Raw genomic sequence first — 23,693 nt, forward strand, 5'->3', positions numbered from 1 at the left:
GCTCACGAGCGCATCCTCAGGCCGCGCGGATTCGCGACGAAGCCGGCGGCGACGAGGGCGTCGCCGAAGGGCGTGCCGAGCGCGAAGACCCCGTCGATCTTCTCGACGGTCAGCTTCTCGACCCCGCGGGAGCGGACCAGCTGCGAGAGGGCGCCGGCCGCGTCGGCGAGGGCCGCCTCGTCGGCGGTGAAGGTGAGGGCGGTCTTGCCGCCGCGCTCGAGGTAGACCGCGAGCGCTCCGTCGACGACGGCGACCAGCGCGCCGGCCTTCCGACCGGGGCGGTGCCCCTCGCCCTGCGGCCACGGCAGAGCGGCGCCGAACGGATTGGCGGGGTCGGTCGCCGCCAGCGCGAGCACCGGTCGTGAGCGCTCCTGCGCCTCGTCCTGCGGGGCGAACGTGCGGAGCCGGTCGACGCTGCCGGCTGTGCCGAACTGCGCTGCTCCCAGCTTCTCGATGAAGTAGCCCCTCCGGGCGCGGCCCTGCTGCTCGAAGCCGCTCAGCACCTTGTAGGCGAGGGCGAAGCCGCCCAGGACGCCCTCGGCCTGCACGGAGCCGCGGGTGACGATCCCGTACCGCTCGAGCAGCGTCTCGCCGAGCGCGTGCCCGCGGATCGTCGCGTCCGACTCCGCGAGCGGCACGATCGACCAGCGGCCGCCGGCGGTCGGCGGCCCCACGCGGGTGGCCATCGTGGGGCGGGCGGTCATCCGGCCCCGGGGCGCGCGGGCGCGGGCGGGGGCGCGCGGCTGGCGGTGCGCGCCGCCGGTCGAGCCGACGAGGGTGCGCAGCGGCGCCAGGGTGTCGTTCGTGACGAGCCCGGCCCAGACCAGCTCCCACAGGGCCTCGACGAGGCCCGCGTCGTCGGTGGAGCCGACCGCGTCGGAGAGCTGGCGGAAGAAGTAGCCGCCGCCCGAGCCGAGCACGCCGACGATCTCCTGCTGGAGCTCGGTCAGGGTCACGGAGTCGGCGGCGGGGACGGGGAGGGTCAGCCCTGCCGTGTCGGCGAGATGGAGGCTCACCCAGCCGTCGTTGCCGGGCAGGGTGCCCGCGCCGGCCCAGAGGACCTCGCCGGTCGCGGTGAGCTCGTCGAGCATCGCGGGGGAGTAGTCGCGCACCCGGGCGGGCAGGATCAGCGACTCCCAGGCGGACGCGGGGATGGGCGCGCCGGCCAGCTGGTCGATCACGGAGGCCACGCCGTCGATGCCGCGGAGCGAGCCGCCGACGTGCTGCCAGGCGGGGAGGAAGCGGGCGTACGCGGCCGCGTCCACCGGCTCCACCTCCTTGCGGAGCGCGGCGAGAGAGCGGCTGCGCAGGCGGCGCAGCACCTCGGCATCGCACCACTCGGTCCCGGTGCCGGTGGGGCGGAACTCGCCCTCCGAGACGCGGCGCTCGCCCGCGAGGCGGCGCAGGGTGTCGGTGACGACCGCGACTCCGAGGCCCAGGCGGGTGGCGACGGCGGCGGCGGTGAAGGGGCCGTGGGTGCGCGCGTAGCGGGCGACGAGGTCGCCGAGCGGATCGCGGACCGGGTCGATGAAGGCGACGGGGACGCCGATCGGCAGGGGCACGCCGAGAGCGTCGCGGAGCCGGGAGGCGTCCTCCATCGCGGCGTACCGCTGCTCACCGCCGAGGCCCACGGGCAGGACGCGCTTGGCCTTCACGAGCGCGGCCACGTCGGCCTCGAGCACCGCGCGCTCGATCGCGGGCGCCTTCGCGACGTCCGCCGAGGCGACCGATTCGTCGACCAGGCGCTCCCCGAGCTCGTCGAGCGTCAGCGGGCCGAGCAGCCGGAGCAGGTCGGCGGCGCCCTCGAGCCCGCGGAGGCGGCGCTCGGGCTCGACGCGCTGCAGCTCGCGCTCGATCTGCGCGAGGACGGCCGGGTCGAGCAGCTCGCGCAGCTCCGCCCGGCCGAGCAGCTCGCCGAGGAGCGTCGCGTCGACCGAGAGCGCCGCGGCACGGCGCTCGGCGAGCGGGCTGTCGCCCTCGTACATGAAGGCCGCGACGTAGCCGAAGAGCATGGACCGCGCGAACGGACTGGCGGTCGGCGTCTCGACCTCGAGGATCCGCAGCTCGCGCCCGTCCAGCCGCGCGGCGAGCCGGAGCAGCGCGGGCAGGTCGTAGACGTCCTGGAGGCACTCGCGGACGGTCTCGAGGATGATCGGGAAGGTCGGGTAGGTGCGGGCGACGTCGAGCAGCTGCGCCGCCCGCTGCCGCTGCTGCCAGAGCGGGGAGCGCTTGCCCGGGTTGTACCTCGGGAGCAGGAGCGCCCGCGCCGCGCACTCGCGGAACCGGGCGGCGAAGAGGGCGGAGCCGCCGACCTCGCTCGTGACCAGCTGCTCCAGCTCCTCGCGCTCGAACAGGAACAGCTCGGAGCCCGGCGGCTCCGACTCCGTGTCGGGGATCCGCACGACGATGCCGTCGTCCCCGGCCATGGCCGCTCCGTCGACGCCGTGCCGCTCGCGGACGCGGGCGCCGATGGCGAGCGCCCACGGCGAGTGCACCTGCATCCCGTACGGGGAGTGCAGCACCAGCCGCCAGTCGCCCAGCTCGTCGCGGAAGCGCTCGAGCACGAGGGTGCGGTCGTCCGGGATCTGCCCGGTGGCCAGGCGCTGCTCGTCGAGGAAGGAGAGAAGGTTGTTGGTCGCGTACTCGTCGAGCCCGGCCGCCGTGCAGCGCTCGCGGGCCGTCTCGGGGGCGGCGGCGCCCACCTCGCGGGTGAACGCCCCGATCGCCTCGCCGAGCTCGGCGGGGCGCCCCTGCGAGTCGCCCTTCCAGAACGGGAGGCGCCCGGGCTCGCCGAACGCCGGCGTCACGATCACGCGGTCGTAGGTGATCTCCTGGATGCGCCAGCTGGTGGCTCCGAGCGCGAAGACGTCGCCGACGCGGGACTCGTAGACCATCTCCTCGTCGAGCTCTCCGACGCGGTTGCCGGTCGAGCCCGGCTCGCCGACCATGAACACGCCGAAGAGCCCGCGGTCGGGGATGGTGCCGCCGCTGGTGACGGCGAGGCGCTGGGCGCCGGGCCGGCCGGTGAGCGTGTTCGCGTCGCGGTCCCAGACGAGGCGCGGCCGCAGCTCCGCGAACTGGTCGGAGGGGTAGCGGCCCGAGAGGAGGTCGAGGGTCGCCTCGTAGGCGGAGCGGGGCAGGGACACGAAGGGGGCGCTGCGGCGGACGGTGTCGAACCAGTCGTCCACGTCGAGGCTCTCGAGGGCGGTCGCGGCGACGGTCTGCTGCGCGAGGATGTCGAGCGGGTTCGCGGGGACGGCGATCGCCTCGATCAGGCCCGAGCGCATCCGCTCCGTCGTCACGGCGGAGTGGAGAAGGTCGGCCCGGTGCTTGGGGTAGAAGGACCCGCGCGAGACCTCGCCGACCTGGTGGCCGGCTCGACCCACGCGCTGCAGGGCGCTCGCGACCGAGGGCGGCGTCTCGACCTGGACGACGAGGTCGACCGCGCCCATGTCGATCCCCAGCTCGAGGCTCGAGGTCGCGACCACGCAGCGCAGGCGGCCGGACTTCAGGTCGTCCTCGATGATCGCGCGCTGCTCCTTGCTCACCGAGCCGTGGTGGGCGCGGGCGAGCAGCGGCTCCTCGTCGGGCGCGGACTGCCCGCTGCCGCTCGTGCCCCCGGCCGCTCCCATCGCCTCGGCCGGGGAGCGGCGGACGGAGGAGGAGGCCGCCTCGGCGAGCAGTGCCCCGACGGCGACGGGCTCGCCCGCCTCGCGCGCCCGCTCCCCGGCGAGCTCGCGGCGCTCGGCGTAGATCTCGTTGAGCCGGGCGGTCAGCCGCTCGGCGAGACGGCGGGAGTTCGCGAAGACGATGGAGGAGGTGTGCGCGAGGACCCGGTCGACGATCGACTCCTCGACGTGCGGCCAGATCGACCCGCTCTGCGGACCGGTGGCCCCCATCGTCGATCCGTCCTGCGGAGCCGCCGTCCCCAGCTCGGACATGTCCTCGACCGGGACGACGACGCTGAGGTCCCACTGCTTCTCGGACGCCGGAGCCACGATCGCGACCGGGGAGCGGCCGGCGAGGAACCGGGCCACCTCCTCGCGCGGGCGCACCGTCGCCGAGAGGCCGATGCGCTGCACCGGCTTCGGGAGCAGGGCGTCGAGCCGCTCGAGGGAGACGGCGAGGTGCGCCCCGCGCTTGGTCGACGCGACCGCGTGGACCTCGTCGACGATGACCGTCTCGACGCCGCGGAGCGACTCGCGCGCCGCCGAGGTGAGCATGAGGTAGAGCGACTCGGGGGTCGTGATCAGGATGTCCGGCGGCGTCTTCTGCAGCACGCGCCGCTCGGCGGCGGGCGTGTCTCCCGACCGCACCCCGACGGTGACCGTGGCCGGCGCGCTGCCGATGCCCTCGGCGCTCAGCCGCAGCGCCGTCTGGGTGACGCCGACGAGCGGCGAGCGGAGGTTGCGCTCGACGTCGACGCCGAGAGCCTTCAGCGGCGAGACGTAGAGCACGCGCGTGCGGTGCTGCGGATCCTCCGGCGGCGGGCCCTGCACGAGCCGGTCGATCGCCCAGAGGAAGGCCGAGAGCGTCTTGCCGGAGCCGGTGGGAGCGACCACGAGGGCATGCGCTCCACTCGAGATGGCCGACCAGGCGCCCTCCTGGGCGGCGGTCGGCGCCGGGAACGCGCCCTCGAACCACGCGCGCGTGGCGGGGGAGAAGCGCTCGAGGACGTCCGGCATGCACCCATCCTCCCTGCCACCTCCGACATTGCCGGGGCCGCGGCCCGGGGGCGAGCCCTTGACGCGGGGGAGTCCGCCCGTCAGGCGAAGCCGAGACGCACGAACGTGCCGATGTCGGCGAGCTCGGCCTGCCCGACTCCGTGGGCGACGCCCTCGTAGACCCGGGCGTCGAGCGCCGTGTGCTCCGGGAACCAGGCCGCCGCGTCCCGCACGAGCTCCTCCGGGATCACCGTGTCGAGCGTCCCGCGGCCCCAGAACACCGGCGGACGCTCGCGGGCGAGCCGCTCGTCCGCGTCGTCGCCCTCGGCGAGCGGGACCACGAACCCGGACAGGGCGACCGCGAAGGCGAAGCGGCCCGGCGCGCGCCGCAGCAGCTGCACCGCCAGCGCGGCGCCCTGGGAGAAGCCCAGCAGCCCCACCGGTCCCGGGTGCTCCAGACCGTCGAGCCACTCGATCACACCGGCCGCCGCCGCCTCGACGGCCTCGGGATCGGCCCGCGGCTCGTCCGGTACCAGCGGGACCCGGAGGGGCCACCACGCGTTCGCCCCGCCGCCCAGGGCGAGAGGCGCCCGGAGGGATGCGAGGACCGGCTCCAGCGGCAGGTAGGCGCCGAGCGAGAACAGGTCCCCCTCGTGCGAGCCGTAGCCGTGCAGCAGCACCAGGAGGGGCCTGCCGACGCGGTCGCGCTCGGAGGAGGACCACAGCACCGCGTTCGCGTCGATTCCCATCGCACCATCATCCCCCTGAGTACGGGATCGCCGCCGCCGGTCGGAACACCAGCCGCGAAGGGTGAGAATGGCTGCATGAGCGTGCGCACCCCTGACCCGAACTCCGGGTGGCTGTCCGACGACGAACTCGCCGAGATCCGCCGGCGGCTCCCGCTGCTGTACGTGGAGGCCGTGCCCGTCCGGGTCGACGGGCTCGGGCAGGTCACCGAGGTCGGCGTGCTCCTGCGCGCGACCCCCTCCGGCCAGATCACCCGCACGATCGTCTCGGGCCGCGTGATGTACGGCGAGACGCTGCGCGACGCGCTGTTCCGCCACCTCGAGAAGGATCTCGGCCCGATGGCCTTCCCCCTCCTCCCCGCGAGCCCGCTCCCCTTCCACGTCGCCGAGTACTTCCCGATGCCCGGCATGGGACCGTTCACCGACGACCGCCAGCACGCGGTCTCCCTCGCCTACGTCGTTCCCGTCACCGGCACCTGTGACCCCCGCCAGGACGCCCTCGAGCTCACCTGGATGACCCCCGACGAGGCCTGCTCCGACGCGATCTCCGCCGAGATGGAGGGCGGGCGGGGCGCGCTGATCCGCGCCGCGCTCGCTTCCGTCGGCCGCCTGTCCTAGCGGCGCGGATCGGCCGCGGCGCTCCCTTCTGCGCGCCGATAGGGGCGCGCCGCGGTCGGCTCGCAAGCATGGCGGGCCGGCTGGAGCGTCGGGCGTCCGCCTGGACCGATCCGCCGGCACGCGACCCGGCCGTTCGGCTCGTGGATCCGGCGTCCACGGGACCTCTCTGACCGGGCGAGGAGAGGCGGCGCCCCTGCCCGACGACGGCGCAGCAGGGAATCGCCTGATCAGGACGCGGTGAGGACTTCCGGAGCTCCCTGCGCGGGACTCCGCTCGAAGAGGTGAAGCGTGAACGTCGAAGGGCCGGGGCCCGCGACCAGTAGTCGCGGGCCCCGGCCCTTCGTGATGTCGGCGCTCTGATCAGGACGAGCGCTGAGGTGCGATCACCGAACGCTCAGCCCCGGTCGCGACACGCTCTGCGCGCCGCGACCGTCCTTGAAGCCGACCGCGGTGCGCCGCTACGCGGCGCACAAAACGGTTCAGCCCTGCGCGCGGCGGCCGCCGCGGCGGGCGCCGCCGCCGGCGGACTCGCGGGCGGGAGCGGCCGAGGCGGCTCCGCCGGTCGCGGTGCTGTAGAACGAGCGCGATCCGCCCGAGGTCGAGGGGGCGCCGGCGGCCGAGCGGCTGCGGCCTCCGCGGGCGCCGCCGCGGGCGGGTCCCTCGGCGGCGGTGCGGTCGCGGCGGGGGCGGTCGCCTCCGCCGGTCGCGGCACCCGTCGCGCGTCCGCCGCGGGGTGCGGCGGTGCCCTCGGTGCGGGCCGCGCGCTTGCGCTGCGCGTTGGCGCCCTGCGAGCGTCCGCCCTGCGACTGGCCGCGGACGGGCTCGACGACGGCGCTGGGGGTGACGTACGGAGCGACGTCGCCGACGAGCTTCGCGACGGCGGCCGAGTCGGCCGTCACCTGCTGGGGCGCGACCTGGATCGCGGCCTTGCGGAGGAGGGTCTTCACGTCGCTGCGCTGCGTGGGCAGGACGACGGTGACGACGTCTCCCTCGCTGCCGGCGCGGGCGGTGCGGCCCGAGCGGTGCAGGTACGCCTTGTGCTCCATCGGCGGGTCGACGTGGATGACGAGCTCGACGTCGTCGACGTGCACGCCGCGGGCGGCGACGTCGGTGGCGACGAGGACCTTGACGGTGCCGGCGCCGAACGCGGCGAGGTTCCGGTCGCGGGCGACCTGCGAGAGGTTGCCGTGCAGGTCGACCGCGGGGATGCCCTGGCCGGTGAGCTGCTTGGCGAGCTTCTTCGCGTGGTGCTTGGTGCGCATGAAGAGGATGCGGCGGCCGGTGCCGGACGCGAGGGTCTTCACGAGCGCGTTCTTGGCGTCGAGGCCGTCGACCTCGAACACGTGGTGGGTCATCAGCGCGACGGGTGAGTTGGCCTCGTCGACCGAGTGGAGCACCTCGTTCTGGAGGTACTTCTTGACCAGCTTGTCCACGCCGTTGTCGAGCGTCGCGGAGAACAGCAGGCGCTGCCCGCCACGGGGGGTCTTGTCGAGGATGCGCGTGACGACCGGCAGGAAGCCGAGGTCGGCCATGTGGTCGGCCTCGTCGAGCACGGTGATCTCGACGGCGTCGAGGTTCACGAAGCCCTGCTTCATCAGGTCCTCGAGGCGGCCCGGGCAGGCCACGACGATGTCGACGCCCTGCTTGAGCGCGGCGACCTGGCGCTGCTGCGAGACGCCTCCGAAGATCGTGGTGGTGACGATGCCGTAGGCGTCGGCGAGGGGCTGCATCGCGGCGGTGATCTGCGTGGCGAGCTCGCGGGTCGGCGCGAGGACGAGTCCGAGCGGGCGTCCGGGGCGGCGGCGCCCGCCGGCGAGGGAGCCGCCGAGGCGGGCGATCATCGGGATGGAGAAGGCGAGGGTCTTGCCGGAGCCGGTCTTGCCGCGGCCGAGGACGTCGCGTCCGCCGAGCGTGTCGGGCAGCGTGTCGACCTGGATCGGGAAGGGCTCGGTGATGCCGCTCGCGGTGAGCGCGGCCACGAGGGGGGCCGGCACGCCGAGGGCGCTGAAGGAGAGGGGGGTGTTCGACATGGAGTGGTGCCTTTCGGGGGCATCATGCCGATCGAAGACGCGCAGGCGGTGGCCGGGGGCGCGGGTGATCGGCGTTCGGGCGAAGGTGACGGTGGTCACATCCGTTCGCCGTACGATTCGGTGCGCGCGGCCGGGGGCCTCATGCACGTGCGCCAGATGGTCGGGACGGATCCTCGACGGTCAGAGTCCTAGGGGACAAGGGGCGTTCTACGACGCGGGGGAGCGCAGTCGCTGCGCTCGCACCATCCCACTCTAGTGGATGCCGATCCATCCGCGCATCGCGGCCTGCACGCGGGAGCCGTCGCGGTCGCTCAGCTTGGTCCCGACGAAGTCGCCCGCCCAGTCCGAGGTCTGCACGCGGAAGGCCGGTTCCGGGTCGCGCAGGGTCTTCAGGATGACGGCGGCGATGTCGGACGGGTCCTGCGCGTGGGTCGAGGAGAAGGACGACGCGGCGCGGTCGAGGTAGGCGCCGAGCGCCGGCGCGTAGGGGCCGGCCTGCGCGAGCATCGCCGCCGCGTCGATGCCGACGTTCTCGACGAAGCTGCTGCGGACCGCTCCCGGCTCGATCAGCGACACGTGGACGCCGACGGAGGCGGCGACCGGGGCGAGCGCCTCGAAGAACCCCTCGACCGCGAACTTCGCCGCGCAGTAGTCCTCGTTGAACGGCTGCCCGATCGCGCCGCCGACGCTCGAGACGGTGGCGATGCGGCCGCGGGACGAGCGCAGCATCGGCATCGCGGCGCGGGTGACCGCGACGGTGCCGAAGAAGTCGACCTCCATCACGCGGCGCAGCTCCTCCGGATCCTCCAGCTCGAGGGTGCCGAGGTGGCCGGCTCCGGCGTTGTTCACGAGGGCGTCGAGACCGCCGAGCTCCTCCTCCACGGCGCGGAGGCAGCCCGCGACGGAGTCCGCGTCGGTCACGTCGAGCGCCCGCAGGTCGAGCTCGACGCGTGCCTCGGCGGCGGCGGCGCGCAGGCCCTCCGCCCGCTCCGGATCCCGCACGGTGGCGACCACCCGCCAGCCCGCGCGCGCGGCCTCGATCGCGGTGGCGCGGCCGATGCCGGTGGAGGTTCCGGTGACGAGGAGGACGGGACGGGGCATGCGGCTTTCCTGCTTTCCGGCGCACGACGGCGCCGCCCGGAGGCTATCGGCCGCCCCTCCGAGAACGTCCAGGGTCGGTGTCAGCCCCGGTAGCGCTCGCCGACCGGCACCTCGACCGGCAGCCGGTTGCCCGCCTGGGCGAGCGGGCAGGCCCAGGCCGGGTCGTAGGCGCAGGAGGGGTTGTAGGCGAAGTTGAAGTCGAGGACCAGCGTCCCCGGGGCGGAGCCCGGACCGAGGTCGGCGCCCTTCACGGTGTCCAGGAGGTAGCGGCCACCGCCGTAGGTGCCGCCGGGTGTCCCCGCGAGGGCGTCCTTGACCGGCAGGAACAGGCCTCCGCCGTAGGACGCGAGGCGCCAGACGTCGAGGCTGCCGGCGTCCGGCACCTCGACCGTGCCGATCAGCTCGAAGGGGACGGTGCCGTCGGTGCCGGTCTCCACGTCCATCCGCCGCGCCTCCTCGGCGGGGGCCACCTCGAGCTCGAAGCGCCAGGCCGCGTCGTAGGGCGCGATCGGCAGCGAGCGGAAGTGCGCACGGTCGGCCGGGAGGAGGGGGGTGGAGGGGTGCTGCGCGAAGAGCGCGTTGCGCCCGCGGATCCAGGACGCGTGCGCGGCGAGCAGGTCCACGTTCGAGAGCCGGCGCACCTCCGCGTAGAGGGCCTGGACGTGGCGGCGCCAGTCCGACACCTCGACCGCGGTCGTGAGGCGGCGGCGGGGCGAGACGCCGTCGTCGTCCTGCTCCTCCTCGTCGGCGGAGGGCCACTGGAGGCGCAGGAGCTCCGAGCGCGACAGCTCGGTCTCCTCCTCGGCGACGCCGTCGGGGCTCATGCGGCGGACTCCCCGCGCGGGCGGGCGTCGGCACCGAGATCGTGGCGCCAGGACGGGGCGAGGGAGCGGATGCGGATGCCGCGCCACTGCCAGAACGCCCACATCGACGGCCAGAGCGCGGCCGAGGCGAGGCCCGCCGAGAACTCGAGGCGGTCGCGGAAGAGCGTGCGCCCGTCGGGGAGCGGGGCGACGGCCATGCGGTGGTCCCACGCGGTGATCAGGCAGAGGGAGCCGGTGAGGGGCCCGCCGCTGTCGCGCAGGATCCGCACGTCGGGCATCGAGGGGACGCGGCGGTAGGAGAGGTCGATCTCCTGCGCGCCCATCGGCACGATCCCGAGGGCGTCCATCGCGACCTCGTGGGAGCCGAGCCCCCAGGTCGGGCGGAAGCCGCCCTCGTCCAGCGACGCGGCGGTCAGGAGCGGGGACATCACCTCCCGGAACACGGCCGGACTCTGCAGGGCGCGCCAGGCGGAGTCGGCGTCGGTGTCGAGCACGTGCTTGAGCATCACCTTCACGAGGGACATCCTCCTCCGCCCTCCCCTGCGCGGGAACCGGGTGCGCGCGGAGCCCCGGACGTGTATGCGCCTCCGGTGCTCGCTACCGTGTCAGGGTGACCGCTCCCGCCGCCTCCGTCGACCAGTCGACCTACCAGATCCGCTTCGAGTGGGGGGCCCGCGCCCTCCGCGTGCTCGCCCCCGCCCACGTCACGGTGCTCGTCGACGCTCTGCCCGGAGGCGAGAGCCCCGACCTCGGGGGAGTGGAGGGCCGCGTCGTCCGCGCGGGCCTGGCCGACCGCTCGGCCGTCGCCCGCTGGATCCTGGAGCGCCAGCACGAGAACGGCGGGCGCACCAGCGTCAACGTGATCGCACTCGGCGACGTCGACGACAGCGGAGCGGCGCGGTTCGCGATGGAGGACCAGCTGGCGGCCGGCGCCGTCGTCGACGCGCTCATCGGGCTGGGCATCGACCACGTTTCGCCCGAGGCCGCGGTGGCCTGCGCGTCCTACGAGGGCCTGCGCCGGGCGTGCGCGCATCTGCTCACCGCGTCCGAGTCCGGCCGCCTGCTCGCCGCCGAGGGGCGGGCGGACGAGGTCCGCGCCGCCGCCCGGGTCGACGCCGTCGACGAGGTGTCGGTCCTCCGCTGACCCGCCGCTCCGGCGGGCGCGGCCTCCGAGCGGTGCAGGGCGTCCGCGGAGCGCACAAGCCCCTGCGGATCCGAGCCGCCGCCTCGACCACTCGCCCGCCCCCGGCGTAGCGTTCGGCGGAGGCGGTCCCTCCGCCCCCCGCCCCGACCGAAAGCTGGCCCGCATGAAAGCCGTCCTCAACGACGTCGTCCTCGCCGACGCCCCCGACTCCGACCTGATCTCGATCGAGGGCAACTGGTACTTCCCGCCGTCGAGCATCGCCGAGGGCGTGCTCGTCGAGAGCCCCACGCCCTACACCTGCCCGTGGAAGGGCGAGTGCCAGTACTTCTCGGTGCAGACCGGCGACGGCCTGCAGAAGGACAAGGCCTGGTCGTACCCGCACCCCTACCCGACGGCGTTCGACCGCGTCGGCAAGGACTTCTCGGGCTACGTCGCCTTCGACCGCTCGGTCCGCGTCTCCGACTGACCCGTCCCGCCGCGGTGCCGCTCCCGGTGCCGCGGCGGTGCGTCAGCCGCGCGGGGCGGCGGCGCGCGCCCGGTACGCCCGGACCTTCGACCGGTTCCCGCAGCGCTGCATCGAGCACCAGCGGCGCGAGCCGGCGCGGGACGTGTCGAGGTAGAGCATCCGGCACTCCGGATCCGCGCAGCGCCGCAGCCGTCCGGTCGCGGCCGGACCCAGCAGCCCCACGGCCTCCCGGGCGATGGACGCGAGCGCCTGCCTGCCCGCCGCGTGGAGCCGTCCGGCCTGCCGCGATCCGCCGCTCAGCACCGGCGGGATGTCGGGCATCGCCGCGACCAGGTTGACCACGTCGACGTCGCGCGGGTCGAGCGCGGTGCCGGCCTCGGCCGCGACGGCCAGCCGGGCGATCGCGCCCCGGAGCATCAGCGCGTCGTCCAGGCGCGCGTCCCGGCTCTCGGGGCCGACCGCCTCGAAGCGCTCGGCGAGCCAGGCGGCCAGGGCGGCGTCGGAGTCGAGGTGCTCGGCCGCTCCCGGAGGCAGTGCTCCGGTCGTGGCGAAGTCGAGCGCGAGGCTTCCGGAGTCGAACCACCAGCGCCGGCCGTCGGCCTCGGGGAGCCACTGCCCGGCGACCGACGTGCGCCCGCCGTGCGGGGCCTCGTCCGGGGTCACGGCGCCGGGACCGGTCGGCGCCGCCACTGGATCGCGTTCGCGGGCTCGAACCGGCGCGCGCAGCGGCCGCAGGCCAGGGGCCGGGTGGGCCGGCGATGGCGGTAGAAGAGGTGTCCGCCCGGGCAGGTGCCGACCCACGGCGCGAGCTCGTCCGCGGTCGGGTTGCTGTGGGTGCGCGATCCCGTGTAGCCGAGCCGTGCCGCGATCCGCCGCCACTGCGGTCCGTGCCCGGCGTCGGGCCCCGCGAGCGCGTGAGCGACCTCGTGCAGGAGTGTCTGCCGGACCTCCTCGTCGCTCCAGCGGGCTGCGAGGTGGCGCGAGACCGTGATCCGGCGGCGCGTCCAGTGGCAGGCGCCGCCGCGGGTGCGCGCGTGGTCGAGCGCGAAGGACCAGGAGGGGTCGAGGTGCTCCTCGATCAGCGCGTCGGCCCAGCGGGCCACGTCCTCGAGGTCGGCCACCGGTGGCGCTGCCTAGGACTCGTCGCCGTCGGCGCGGCGGCGGCCGCGGGCGGTGCCGTCGGTGCGGGCCTCGCGGTCGGTCCCGTCCTGGAACTCGGAGGCGGCGGCGTAGCCCAGGCGCGCGACCTCGAGCTCCTCCTCGGGGACCCCGACGCGCTCGCCGAGGGCGGTCGCGGCGTCGAAGTCGCGCATCGCCCGGCCGTACTCGCCCAGCTCGAAGAAGGTGAGGCCGCGGTGCTTGAGCGCGAAGGAGTGCTCGAGGTGCCACTCGTGCGTGCGGGCCTCCTCGACGCAGAGCGCGAGCTCCGAGAGGGCCTCGTCGGTGCGGCCCCGCAGCTGCATGAGGCGGGCGCGGCGGACGCGGGCGGTGAGCAGCTCGGCGCGGTCGCCGGAGAAGCGGGTGCGGCGGACGGCCTCGTTCGCGAGGTCCCACGCCTCGTCGACGCGCCCGAGCAGGCGCAGCAGCTCCGCCTTCTCGGTGAGCGCGGCGAGGCTGCGCAGCGCGCCGACCTCCTCCAGGCGCTCCTGGGCGGCGTCGACGTCGATCTCCTCGTGGAGGGTCGCGGGGTCGTGGCGGATGATGATGCTCAGGGCGATGCTTCCTCGTGGAGTGCGGATCCGGATCGTCGCGCGCGGCGGACGAGAGGACGGTCGGGGTCGCTGACCCCGGCATCGAGTGTACCGGCGGGTCCCCGGACGGCGCCCCGACGCGCGGCCCGGGTCAGCCCCGTCGCACCTGGAAGATGCTCCGCGCCGGCAGCGGCGACGGGGTGGCGGTCTCGTCCGTGACGACGAGGGCGCCGGCGATGAAGTTCTCGAGCTCCCGCCCCTGCACCAGCTTGGAGGGCGCTGGGTCGGAGGCGAGGCGCCGCGGCAGGCCGTCGAGCGGCAGCGGATCGGCCGAGGCGAGCATCACCACGTTCCCGAAGCGCTTGGCCTTGAGCATCTGGGTGTCGGTCATGATCGCGGTGTGCGCGAAGACGGAGGCGAGCGTCGCGGCCTGGGCGCGGGCGAAGGCGAGCGCGCCGCCGTCGGCCACGTTCACCGCGACCAGGCCGCCGGGGGCGAGCAGCGGCGCGATCGCCCCGTAGAACTCGGCGCTGGTCACGTGCGCGGGAGTGCGCGCGCCCGAGAAGATGTCGACGACGACCACGTCGACCGTGCCGCGCAGCCCGGGCGGCAGCTTGCCGAGCACCTCGCGGGCGTCGCCCTGGCGGATGCGGATCTGCGCCCCGCGGGGGAGCGGGAGCGCCTCGCGCACCAGCTCGACCAGAGCGCCCTCGATCTCGACGACCTGCTGGCGCGAGCTCGGCCGGGTCGCGGCGACGTAGCGGGGGAGGGTCAGCGCTCCGGCGCCCAGGTGGAGCGCCGTGACGCTCTCGCCCTCGGGGGCGACGAGGTCGATCGCGTGGCCGATCCGGCGGACGTACTCGAAGGAGAGGTGCGTCGGATCCGCGAGGTCGACGTGCGACTGCGGAGTGCCGTCGACGACCAGGGTCGCCGCCTCGGGCGAGTGCCGGTCGGGCTCGATCCGCGCGGTGTACCCGCTGGCGAGCACGGCGCGGGGGTGCTCGGAGTCGTCTCCGCGTCGGCGGCCGGTGCGTTCCTGCATCCGACCAGTCTGCCGCGGCGGCGGGACGGCTAGGCTCCGCGCCGGGCCCGGTCGGATCGATCCGGGAGGCCGTGGCCTCGTATACCGGACCCCGCGGGGCGGCGCAAGCATCCGCACTTGCGCGGCGTGGCGCGATGCGGCTATATTCGTACTTTGCGCTCCCGAGTACCCATGCCCTCATATCGCGGTCGGCAGGTCACCGGAACCCGGCATCAGATGGTGGATGCCGTTGCCACACTCTAGCCCCGCCCCCAAGACCGAGTCGCCTCGGTCTGCACGGCGTGCGGGCAGGGGTGGCGGCCCGTCCGGCGGGAGCCCACTCCACACATCCCACAGATTGAGACCCGCGAGGGTCTACGGAGGTTCCTTCCTTGGCTGCTGCGTCCACCGCGACCACCACCTCACCCAAGAACGGACGCGGAGCTTCGCGTCTCTCGTTCGCCAAGATCAGCGACACCCTGACCGTTCCGGATCTGCTCGCGCTGCAGACCGAGAGCTTCGACTGGCTCGTCGGCTCGGAGGCGTGGAAGACCCGCGTCGCCGAGGCGAAGGCCGCCGGCCGGGAGGACCTCCCCGCCAACTCCGGCCTCGACGAGATCTTCGAGGAGATCTCCCCGATCGAGGACCTCAGCGAGACGATGCAGCTGAGCTTCACGAACCCGTACCTCGAGCCCGAGAAGTACACGATCGAGGAGTGCAAGGAGCGCGGCAAGACCTACGCCGCTCCGCTGTACGTCGAGGCCGAGTTCATGAACCACCTCACGGGTGAGATCAAGACCCAGACGGTCTTCATGGGCGACTTCCCGCTGATGACCGAGAAGGGCACGTTCATCATCAACGGCACCGAGCGTGTCGTCGTGTCCCAGCTCGTGCGCAGCCCCGGCGTCTACTTCGAGCGCCAGCAGGAGAAGACGTCCGACAAGGACATCTACTCCGCCCGCGTCATCCCGAGCCGTGGAGCCTGGCTCGAGTTCGAGATCGACAAGCGCGACCAGGTCGGCGTGCGCATCGACCGCAAGCGCAAGCAGTCGGTCACCGTGTTCCTCAAGGCCCTCGGCCTGACGAGCGAGGAGATCCTCGAGCAGTTCGCCGGCTACGAGTCGATCGAGCTGACCCTCGAGAAGGACAACATCCTCACCAAGGAGGACGCCCTCCGCGACATCTACCGCAAGCTCCGTCCGGGCGAGCAGGTCGCCGCCGAGGCCGCCCGCGCGCTGCTGGACAACTTCTACTTCAACTCCAAGCGCTACGACCTCGCGAAGGTCGGCCGTTACAAGATCAACCGCAAGCTCGGCATCGACAAGGCGCTGTCCGACTCGGTGCTCACGGTCGAGGACATCATCGCGACCATCAAGTACCTGGTCGCCCTGCACGACGGTCGCACCGCCCTCCCCGGCGTGCGCGACGGCGAGCCGGTCGAGCTGCGTCTCGACGTCGACGACATCGACCACTTCGGCAACCGCCGCATCCGCGCGGTCGGCGAGCTGATCCAGAACCAGGTCCGCACCGGACTGTCCCGCATGGAGCGCGTCGTCCGCGAGCGCATGACCACGCAGGACATCGAGGCGATCACCCCGCAGACCCTGATCAACGTGCGCCCCGTCGTCGCCGCGATCAAGGAGTTCTTCGGGACCAGCCAGCTGTCGCAGTTCATGGACCAGAACAACCCGCTCGCGGGTCTGACCCACAAGCGCCGCCTGTCGGCGCTCGGCCCCGGCGGACTCTCCCGTGAGCGCGCCGGCGTCGAGGTCCGCGACGTCCACCCCTCGCACTACGGCCGCATGTGCCCGATCGAGACCCCGGAAGGCCCGAACATCGGCCTGATCGGATCGCTCGCGTCCTTCGCGCGCATCAACTCGTTCGGCTTCATCGAGACCCCGTACCGCAAGGTCGTCGACGGCACCGTCACCTCGCAGATCGACTACCTCACCGCGTCCGAGGAGGACGAGTACCTGGTCGCCCAGGCGAACGCCCCCCTCACGAAGGACTTCCGCTTCGCGGAGGGCAAGGTCCTGGTCCGCCCCAAGGGCGGAGAGGTCGAGCTCGTCGACGCCGAGCGCGTCCACTACATGGACGTCTCGCCGCGCCAGATGGTCTCGGTCGCGACCTCGCTGATCCCGTTCCTCGAGCACGACGACGCGAACCGCGCGCTCATGGGCGCGAACATGCAGCGTCAGGCCGTCCCGCTGCTGCGCAGCGAGTCGCCCGTCGTCGGAACCGGCATGGAGGGCTTCGCGGCCATCGACGCCGGCGACGTCATCACCGCCGACAAGGCCGGTGTCGTCCAGGAGGTCTCCGCCGACTCCGTCACCGTCCAGCTGGACGAGGGCGGCACGCAGACCTACTTCCTCCGCAAGTTCGACCGCTCCAACCAGGGCACCTCGTACAACAACCGCGTGGTCGTCTCGGCCGGCGAGCGCATCGAGGTCGGCGAGGTCGTCGCCGACGGCCCCGCCACCGAGAACGGCGAGCTCGCGCTGGGCAAGAACCTGCTCGTCGCGTTCATGCCGTGGGAGGGCCACAACTTCGAGGACGCGATCATCCTCAGCCAGAACCTGGTGAAGGACGACGTCCTCTCCTCGATCCACATCGAGGAGTACGAGGTCGACGCCCGCGACACCAAGCTCGGCAAGGAGGAGATCACCCGCGACCTCCCCAACGTCAGCCCGGAGCTCCTGGCCGACCTGGACGAGCGCGGCATCATCCGCATCGGCGCCGAGGTCCGCCCCGGCGACATCCTCGTCGGCAAGGTCACGCCCAAGGGCGAGACCGAGCTCTCGGCCGAGGAGCGCCTGCTCCGCGCGATCTTCAACGAGAAGAGCCGCGAGGTCCGCGACACGTCGCTGAAGGTGCCCCACGGCGAGCAGGGCACGATCATCGGCGTCAAGGTGTTCGACGCGCAGGACGGCGACGACGAGCTCGGCTCGGGCGTCAACCAGCGCGTGGTCGTCTACATCGCCCAGAAGCGCAAGATCACCGAGGGCGACAAGCTCGCCGGCCGCCACGGCAACAAGGGCGTCATCTCGAAGATCCTGCCGGTCGAGGACATGCCGTTCCTCGCCGACGGCACCCCGGTCGACATCGTCCTCAACCCGCTCGGCGTCCCCGGCCGCATGAACTTCGGCCAGGTCCTCGAGATCCACCTCGGGTGGATCGCGAAGCAGGGCTGGAAGGTCGAGGGTCAGCCGGAGTGGGCCGCGCGCCTGCCCGAGCACGCCCGCGAGGCGGCGCCCGGCACCAAGGTCGCGACCCCCGTCTTCGACGGCGCGGCGGAGGAGGAGCTCGCAGGGCTCCTCGACTCCACCACCCCGACGCGCGACGGAGAGCGCCTGATCGGCTCGTCCGGCAAGACGCAGCTGTTCGACGGCCGCTCCGGGGAGCCCTTCCCGGACCCGGTCTCGGTCGGCTACATGTACATCCTGAAACTGCACCACCTCGTCGACGACAAGATCCACGCGCGCTCGACGGGCCCGTACTCGATGATCACCCAGCAGCCGCTCGGTGGTAAGGCGCAGTTCGGCGGACAGCGCTTCGGCGAGATGGAGGTGTGGGCCCTCGAGGCCTACGGCGCCGCCTACGCCCTCCAGGAGCTCCTCACCATCAAGTCGGACGACATCCTCGGCCGAGTGAAGGTGTACGAGGCCATCGTCAAGGGCGAGAACATCCAGGAGCCCGGCATCCCGGAGTCCTTCAAGGTCCTCATCAAGGAGATGCAGTCCCTGTGCCTGAACGTCGAGGTCCTCTCGGCCGACGGCACCGCGGTCAGCCTGCGCGACACCGATGACGAGGTCTACCGCGCCGCGGAAGAGCTCGGCATCAACATCTCCTCCCGGTTCGAGTCGTCCTCCGTCGACGACATCTGATCCGCGCCAGCATCTGACGACCTCCCGTCTCTGACGAGACACCCTGTTTTCCGACAAGGAGAAAACATTGCTCGACGTAACCACTTTCGATGAGCTGCGCATCGGCCTCGCAACGGCCGATGACATCCGTCGCTGGTCGCACGGTGAAGTGAAGAAGCCCGAGACCATCAACTACCGCACCCTGAAGCCCGAGAAGGACGGCCTGTTCGGCGAGCAGATCTTCGGTCCCTCTCGCGACTGGGAGTGCTCCTGCGGCAAGTACAAGCGAGTCCGCTTCAAGGGCATCGTCTGCGAGCGCTGCGGCGTCGAGGTCACCAAGTCCTCGGTCCGCCGCGAGCGGATGGGCCACATCGAGCTCGCCGCCCCCGTCACCCACATCTGGTACTTCAAGGGCGTCCCCTCGCGCCTCGGATACCTGCTGGACATGGCGCCGAAGGACCTCGAGAAGGTCATCTACTTCGCGGCGTACATGATCATCGACGTGGACGACGACGGCCGTCACGCCGACATGCCCGGCCTGGAGAACGAGCTCCGGCTCGAGATCAAGACCCTCTCGGACCAGCGCGACTCCCGCATCGCGGACCGTCTGGCGCGCCTGGAGACCGACCTCGCCGCCCTGGAGGCGGAGGGCGCCAAGAGCGACCAGAAGCGCCGCACCAAGGACGGCGCCGAGAAGGAGATGGGCCAGATCCGCAAGTCCTTCGACGAGGACATCGCGCGGCTCGAGAGCGTGTGGGAGCAGTTCCGCACCCTCAAGGTCGGCGACCTCAAGCCCGAGGACGCGGTCTTCAACGAGCTCGTCGACCGGTACGGCGTCTACTTCGAGGCCTACATGGGCGCCGAGGCGATCAAGAAGCGCCTCGAGCAGTTCGACCTCCAGGCCGAGGCCGAGACGCTGCACCTGCAGATCGCCGAGGGCAAGGGTCAGAAGAAGATCCGCGCCATCAAGCGCCTGCGCGTCGTCAACTCGTTCCTCGCCACCGGCAACTCGCCGGCCGCGATGGTCCTCGATGTCGTCCCGGTCATCCCGCCGGAGCTGCGCCCGATGGTGCAGCTCGACGGAGGCCGGTTCGCGACCAGCGACCTGAACGACCTCTACCGTCGCGTGATCAACCGCAACAACCGACTCCGCCGCCTGCTCGACCTCGGTGCCCCCGAGATCATCGTGAACAACGAGAAGCGCATGCTCCAGGAGGCGGTCGACGCCCTCTTCGACAACGGCCGCCGCGGCCGCCCCGTCACCGGAACCGGCAACCGCGCCCTGAAGTCCCTGAGCGACATGCTCAAGGGAAAGCAGGGTCGCTTCCGCCAGAACCTGCTGGGCAAGCGCGTCGACTACTCGGGACGCTCGGTCATCATCGTCGGCCCGCAGCTCAAGCTGCACCAGTGCGGTCTGCCCAAGCAGATGGCGCTGGAGCTGTTCAAGCCGTTCGTGATCAAGCGCCTGATCGACCTGTCGCACGCGCAGAACATCAAGGCCGCCAAGCGCATGGTGGAGCGCTCGCGCCCGCAGGTGTGGGACGTGCTCGAGGAGATCATCCGCGAGCGCCCCGTCCTGCTGAACCGTGCGCCCACGCTGCACCGTCTCGGCATCCAGGCCTTCGAGCCCCAGCTGGTCGAGGGCAAGGCGATCCAGCTGCACCCGCTCGTCTGCGCCGCGTTCAACGCGGACTTCGACGGCGACCAGATGGCCGTCCACCTGCCGCTGTCCGTCGAGGCCCAGGCCGAGGCGCGCATCCTGATGCTCGCGTCGAACAACATCCTCAAGCCCTCGGACGGCCGTCCGGTCACCCTGCCCACGCAGGACATGATCATCGGCCTCCACCACCTGACGACGATCCGCGAGGGCGCCGCCGGCGAGGGCCGCGCGTTCTCCTCCGTCTCGGAGGCGATCCTCGCGAAGGACCAGGGCTCGCTGCACCTGAACTCGAAGGTCAGGATCCGCATGTCGGACGTGTACTTCGCGCAGGGTCAGGCACCCGAGGGCGTCGAGATCGACGAGAACGGCAAGGTCACCGCGCCGGTCCTCCTCGAGACCACGCTCGGCCGCGCCCTCTTCAACGAGGCGCTGCCGGTCGACTACCCCTACTTCGAGCAGGTCGCCGACAAGACGACCATCTCCGGGATCGTCAACGACCTCGCGGAGCGCTACCCGAAGGTGGAGGTCGCCGCCTCCCTCGACCGGATCAAGGACGCAGGCTTCTACTGGGCCACCCGCTCGGGTGTCACCGTGGCGCTGTCCGACATCCTCACGCCTCCGTCGAAGCCCGAGATCATCGCGGGCTACGAGAAGAAGGCCGCGAAGGTCGAGTCCGAGTACGACAAGGGTCTGACCACTCAGGCCGAGCGCCGCCAGGAGCTCGTGAAGATCTGGACAGAGGCGACCGACGAGGTCGCCAAGGCCATGCGCGCGAACTTCCCGACGGACAACACCATCAACCGCATGGTCACCTCCGGCGCCCGCGGCAACTGGCTGCAGGTGCGCAACATCGCCGGCATGCGAGGCCTGGTGAACAACCCGAAGGGCGAGATCATCGCCCGACCGATCATCTCCTCGTACCGCGAGGGCCTGTCGGTCGCCGAGTACTTCATCGCCACGCACGGTGCCCGCAAGGGCCTGGCCGACACCGCGCTGCGCACCGCGGACTCGGGCTACCTGACGCGTCGACTCGTCGACGTCTCGCAGGACGTCATCATCCGCGAGGAGGACTGCGGCACCTCGAAGGGCCTCGACCTGCCGATCATGCTCCAGGACGCCACCGGCGCCTGGATCAAGGACTCCAACGTCGAGAACTCCGTCTACGCCCGCTCGCTCGCCACCCCGGCGTCGAACGAGGCCGGCGAGCTCGTCGCCGAGGCCGGCGAGGACGTGGGCGACGTGCTCATCGAGAAGCTGGTCGGAGCGGGCGTGCGCCACATCAAGGTGCGCTCCGTCCTGACCTGCGAGTCCGCCGTCGGCGTCTGCGCGGCCTGCTACGGCCGCTCGCTCGCCACCGGCAAGCTCGTCGACATCGGAGAGGCCGTCGGCATCATCGCGGCCCAGTCGATCGGCGAGCCCGGCACGCAGCTCACGATGCGCACCTTCCACACCGGTGGATCGGCCTCGGCCGACGACATCACGCAGGGTCTTCCCCGCGTGCAGGAGCTCTTCGAGGCCCGCACCCCCAAGGGCGCGTCGCCGATCGCGGAGGCCGCCGGCCGGATCACCATCGAGGACACCGACCGTGCCCGCCGCGTCATCCTCCAGCCGGACAACGGCGACGAGGCGGTCATCTACCCGGTGCTCAAGCGCTCGCAGCTCCTCATCGAGGACGGCCAGCACGTCGAGCTCGGGCAGCAGCTGCACGTCGGAACGGTCGACCCCAAGGAGGTCCTGCGCGTGCTGGGCGTCCGCGAGGTCCAGAAGCACCTGGTGGGCGGCGTCCAGGGCGTCTACCGCTCGCAGGGTGTGCCGATCCACGACAAGCACATCGAGGTCATCGTGCGTCAGATGCTCCGCAAGGTCACCGTGGTCGACCACGGCGACACGGAGCTGCTGCCGGGCGAGCTCGTCGACCGCTCGCGCTACAGCGAGGTCAACCGTGCGGCTCTGACCGAGGGCAAGCGGACCGCGTCCGCCCGCCAGGAGGTCATGGGCATCACCAAGGCCTCGCTCGCGACGGAGTCGTGGCTGTCGGCCGCGTCCTTCCAGGAGACCACCCGCGTCCTCACGCAGGCGGCCATGGAGGGCAAGCGCGACCCGCTGATGGGCCTGAAGGAGAACGTGATCATCGGAAAGCTGATCCCGGCGGGAACCGGTCTGCCCAAGTACCGGAACGTGTCGGTCGAGGCGACCGAGGAGGCGAAGGCCGAGCGGTACCCCAACCGCATCTTCGCCGACGACGCCGCGTTCAGCGACGCCGACCTCTCGTTCGTCGACTTCGACTCGTTCTCGAGCGACGGCTACGAGCCGGGCAACTACAGCTGATCCAGGTGAGCTGAACGATCGAAGGCCCCGTCGGGACACCGGCGGGGCCTTCGTCGTCCCCGGCCCGCGGTCACCCGCACGGGGGGCCGCCCGTTCGCGACGAGCGGCCTTCCCCGCAGGAGCGGGGTGATTGACTCGATGCGTGCTCGTCGGGTCGAGCCTGTACCCGTTCCCCGTCCTGGTCGCGGCACGTGAGGAAACGCGCGGATGAGACTCGTGATCGTCGTGCTGGCCGCACTGCTCGTGGTGGTCGGCGTCGTCGTGGTGCCCGCGGGGCGGGCGGAGGCGGCCGAGGCGGTCGCACCCTCGTCCTGCGGGGTCGCGGAGCTGGCTCCCGTGCTCGCGGGCGACGACGTCCGGCCGCGCTCCGCCGCCGCGCTGGTCCCCATCGTGATGCTGCACGGCTGGCTGGGCACGGCGACGCACGACGCCGACCGCACAGGGGCCTTCTCCCATCTCGTCGACATGGTGTCGTCGGAGTCGGCGACCGCTCCGCTCGACGCTCCCGAGCCGTCCCTCCTCGGCCGGCTGCAGCAGATCGACGGCGCCGCGGTCTACACCTTCGATTACCGCCGGCTCGCCGCGCGCTGGGTCACCGATCCGGGGATCAGCGACGCGCTCGCCTCCTCGATCGCCTGCCTCGTCTCCGCGACCGGGCACCGCGCCGTCGTCGTCGCGCACTCGATGGGAGGGCTCGCCGCCCGCCAGGCGCTGAGCGGCTCGGTCGACGGGACCGCCGTCGCCTCGATGGTCTCGTCCGTCCTCACCTTCGGCACCCCGAACACGGGATCCGACGTCGCGGAGCGCCTCGGACGGATGGTCGACGACTCCGGTCAGGTCAGCCCCGCGGTGATCGCAGGACTGGACCCGCAGAGCCGGCTGAGCGTCTCGGCGATGCTCGCCTCCTGCGGGGACGCCGTCTCGGAGGACGCCGAGCACGCGGGGGAGTGCACGGGAGTGCCGATGATCGACGCTCTCGCCTCGGCGGCGGGCAAGGGCCTGCGGACGGGATCCACCGAGCTCGGCTCCCTGCCGCCCTGGCCCGCCGGTGTGCACGTGACGGCGCTGGTGGGTGACATCCAGGTGACCGCCGCGGTGGCGCTCGGCCTCGCCAGCGCCCCGGTCGACCTCGGCGACATCATGGTCGCGACCGGATCGGCGACGGCCGGAGTCGACGACTACGTGGTCTCGACCTGCCGCTACACCTACCTCGCCGCAGCGGACGTGCCGTCCCTCGTCGCCGAGCTCTCGCCGTTCGCGCGGCTCGGCGACGCTCTGCGCTTCGCGAAGCTCGTGGTCGACGTCGACGCGAGCCCGTGCCACCACGCGCGGCTGACCCGGAACGTCGATCTCGTCGAGCACGCCACCGGCGTCGTGTCGGACGTCGTCGCGGGCGAGCTGTCCGCTCCGCACGCCTCTCGAGCGCAGACCGCGGCGAGGGCGCTCCCGGCGGCGGAGGAGTCCCGGAGGCGGTCCTCGTGACCGGTCGGCGGACGCCGCCGAGGAGACACCATGTCGCGTCATTTGACGGACGTCT

At 72.5% G+C, this 23,693-nt stretch carries 16 protein-coding genes; 6 read left to right on the forward strand and 10 right to left on the reverse strand.

Annotation, left to right across the window (positions count from 1 at the left end):
- Positions 1 to 2: 2 nt before the first annotated feature.
- Both C5D50_RS07770 and C5D50_RS07775 read right to left on the reverse strand, forming a co-directional pair.
- Positions 3 to 4,685, reverse strand: a complete 4,683-nt coding sequence (locus tag C5D50_RS07770; protein WP_104288983.1) for an ATP-dependent helicase — start codon at positions 4,683 to 4,685, stop codon at positions 3 to 5.
- An 80-nt stretch (positions 4,686 to 4,765) separates the two neighbouring features.
- The gene (locus tag C5D50_RS07775) at positions 4,766 to 5,413 is read right to left on the reverse strand and encodes an alpha/beta hydrolase (RefSeq protein ID WP_104260904.1); all 648 of its coding nucleotides are present in this window, start codon (positions 5,411 to 5,413) and stop codon (positions 4,766 to 4,768) included.
- Positions 5,414 to 5,488: 75 nt separating this feature from the next.
- Here C5D50_RS07775 and C5D50_RS07780 point away from each other — a divergent pair, with 75 nt between their 5' ends.
- Positions 5,489 to 6,028: an NUDIX hydrolase family protein gene (locus C5D50_RS07780; RefSeq protein WP_104225113.1), complete on the forward strand. Its 540-nt coding sequence runs from the start codon at positions 5,489 to 5,491 to the stop codon at positions 6,026 to 6,028.
- A 479-nt stretch (positions 6,029 to 6,507) separates the two neighbouring features.
- Here the strand turns inward: C5D50_RS07780 and C5D50_RS07785 are convergent, their stop codons facing one another.
- From C5D50_RS07785 to C5D50_RS07805, 4 genes are all read right to left on the reverse strand, one after another.
- Positions 6,508 to 8,058, reverse strand: coding sequence for a DEAD/DEAH box helicase (locus C5D50_RS07785; protein WP_104283217.1), 1,551 nt, complete (start codon positions 8,056 to 8,058; stop codon positions 6,508 to 6,510).
- A 252-nt stretch (positions 8,059 to 8,310) separates the two neighbouring features.
- Complete coding sequence (locus tag C5D50_RS07795; protein ID WP_104283218.1) at positions 8,311 to 9,159, reverse strand: SDR family NAD(P)-dependent oxidoreductase; 849 nt, start codon at positions 9,157 to 9,159, stop codon at positions 8,311 to 8,313.
- A gap of 80 nt (positions 9,160 to 9,239) precedes the next feature.
- Positions 9,240 to 9,983, reverse strand: a complete 744-nt coding sequence (locus C5D50_RS07800) for a DUF1684 domain-containing protein (protein ID WP_104260906.1) — start codon at positions 9,981 to 9,983, stop codon at positions 9,240 to 9,242.
- Positions 9,980 to 10,507 carry a hypothetical protein gene (locus C5D50_RS07805; RefSeq protein WP_258069584.1) on the reverse strand — a complete coding sequence of 176 codons (528 nt, stop codon included), beginning with the start codon at positions 10,505 to 10,507 and terminating at the stop codon, positions 9,980 to 9,982. Before C5D50_RS07805 ends, C5D50_RS07800 begins: the two co-directional genes overlap by 4 nt.
- Before the next feature lie 86 nt (positions 10,508 to 10,593).
- Here C5D50_RS07805 and C5D50_RS07810 point away from each other — a divergent pair, with 86 nt between their 5' ends.
- Together C5D50_RS07810 and C5D50_RS07815 are read left to right on the forward strand one after the other, a co-directional pair.
- Entirely contained in the window at positions 10,594 to 11,127 is a 534-nt protein-coding gene (locus tag C5D50_RS07810; RefSeq protein WP_104226768.1) for a 2-phosphosulfolactate phosphatase, read from the forward strand.
- A 163-nt stretch (positions 11,128 to 11,290) separates the two neighbouring features.
- Positions 11,291 to 11,593, forward strand: coding sequence for a DUF427 domain-containing protein (locus C5D50_RS07815; RefSeq protein ID WP_104224584.1), 303 nt, complete (start codon positions 11,291 to 11,293; stop codon positions 11,591 to 11,593).
- Between the two features lie 42 nt (positions 11,594 to 11,635).
- Here the strand turns inward: C5D50_RS07815 and C5D50_RS07820 are convergent, their stop codons facing one another.
- The 4 genes from C5D50_RS07820 to C5D50_RS07835 all read right to left on the reverse strand — a co-directional run bounded on the left by C5D50_RS07820 (position 11,636) and on the right by C5D50_RS07835 (position 14,326).
- Complete coding sequence (locus tag C5D50_RS07820; RefSeq protein ID WP_104283231.1) at positions 11,636 to 12,256, reverse strand: CGNR zinc finger domain-containing protein; 621 nt, start codon at positions 12,254 to 12,256, stop codon at positions 11,636 to 11,638.
- A complete protein-coding gene (locus C5D50_RS07825) occupies positions 12,253 to 12,714 on the reverse strand; it encodes a SprT-like domain-containing protein (protein WP_104250885.1) in 462 nt (153 codons plus the stop codon). The genes C5D50_RS07820 and C5D50_RS07825 overlap by 4 nt, the downstream gene beginning before the upstream one ends.
- 12 nt (positions 12,715 to 12,726) lie before the next feature.
- Positions 12,727 to 13,056 carry a hypothetical protein gene (locus tag C5D50_RS16570; protein WP_181027192.1) on the reverse strand — a complete coding sequence of 110 codons (330 nt, stop codon included), beginning with the start codon at positions 13,054 to 13,056 and terminating at the stop codon, positions 12,727 to 12,729.
- Positions 13,057 to 13,435: 379 nt separating this feature from the next.
- A complete protein-coding gene (locus C5D50_RS07835) occupies positions 13,436 to 14,326 on the reverse strand; it encodes a spermidine synthase (RefSeq protein WP_104283220.1) in 891 nt (296 codons plus the stop codon).
- Positions 14,327 to 14,697: 371 nt separating this feature from the next.
- On the opposite strand from C5D50_RS07835, the gene rpoB reads away from it, so the two are divergent.
- The 3 genes from rpoB to C5D50_RS07850 all read left to right on the forward strand — a co-directional run bounded on the left by rpoB (position 14,698) and on the right by C5D50_RS07850 (position 23,638).
- Positions 14,698 to 18,189 carry a DNA-directed RNA polymerase subunit beta gene (gene rpoB / locus C5D50_RS07840; RefSeq protein ID WP_104224581.1) on the forward strand — a complete coding sequence of 1,164 codons (3,492 nt, stop codon included), beginning with the start codon at positions 14,698 to 14,700 and terminating at the stop codon, positions 18,187 to 18,189.
- Between the two features lie 67 nt (positions 18,190 to 18,256).
- Positions 18,257 to 22,156 (forward strand): DNA-directed RNA polymerase subunit beta', encoded by a 3,900-nt coding sequence (locus C5D50_RS07845; protein ID WP_104224580.1) that lies wholly within the window; start codon positions 18,257 to 18,259, stop codon positions 22,154 to 22,156.
- A gap of 207 nt (positions 22,157 to 22,363) precedes the next feature.
- The gene (locus C5D50_RS07850) at positions 22,364 to 23,638 is read left to right on the forward strand and encodes a triacylglycerol lipase (RefSeq protein ID WP_104283222.1); all 1,275 of its coding nucleotides are present in this window, start codon (positions 22,364 to 22,366) and stop codon (positions 23,636 to 23,638) included.
- The last annotated feature ends 55 nt before the right edge of the window (positions 23,639 to 23,693 follow it).

It is taken from the genome of Rathayibacter sp. RFBD1 (assembly GCF_002932915.1).
In the GTDB taxonomy this organism is placed as follows: domain Bacteria; phylum Actinomycetota; class Actinomycetes; order Actinomycetales; family Microbacteriaceae; genus Rathayibacter.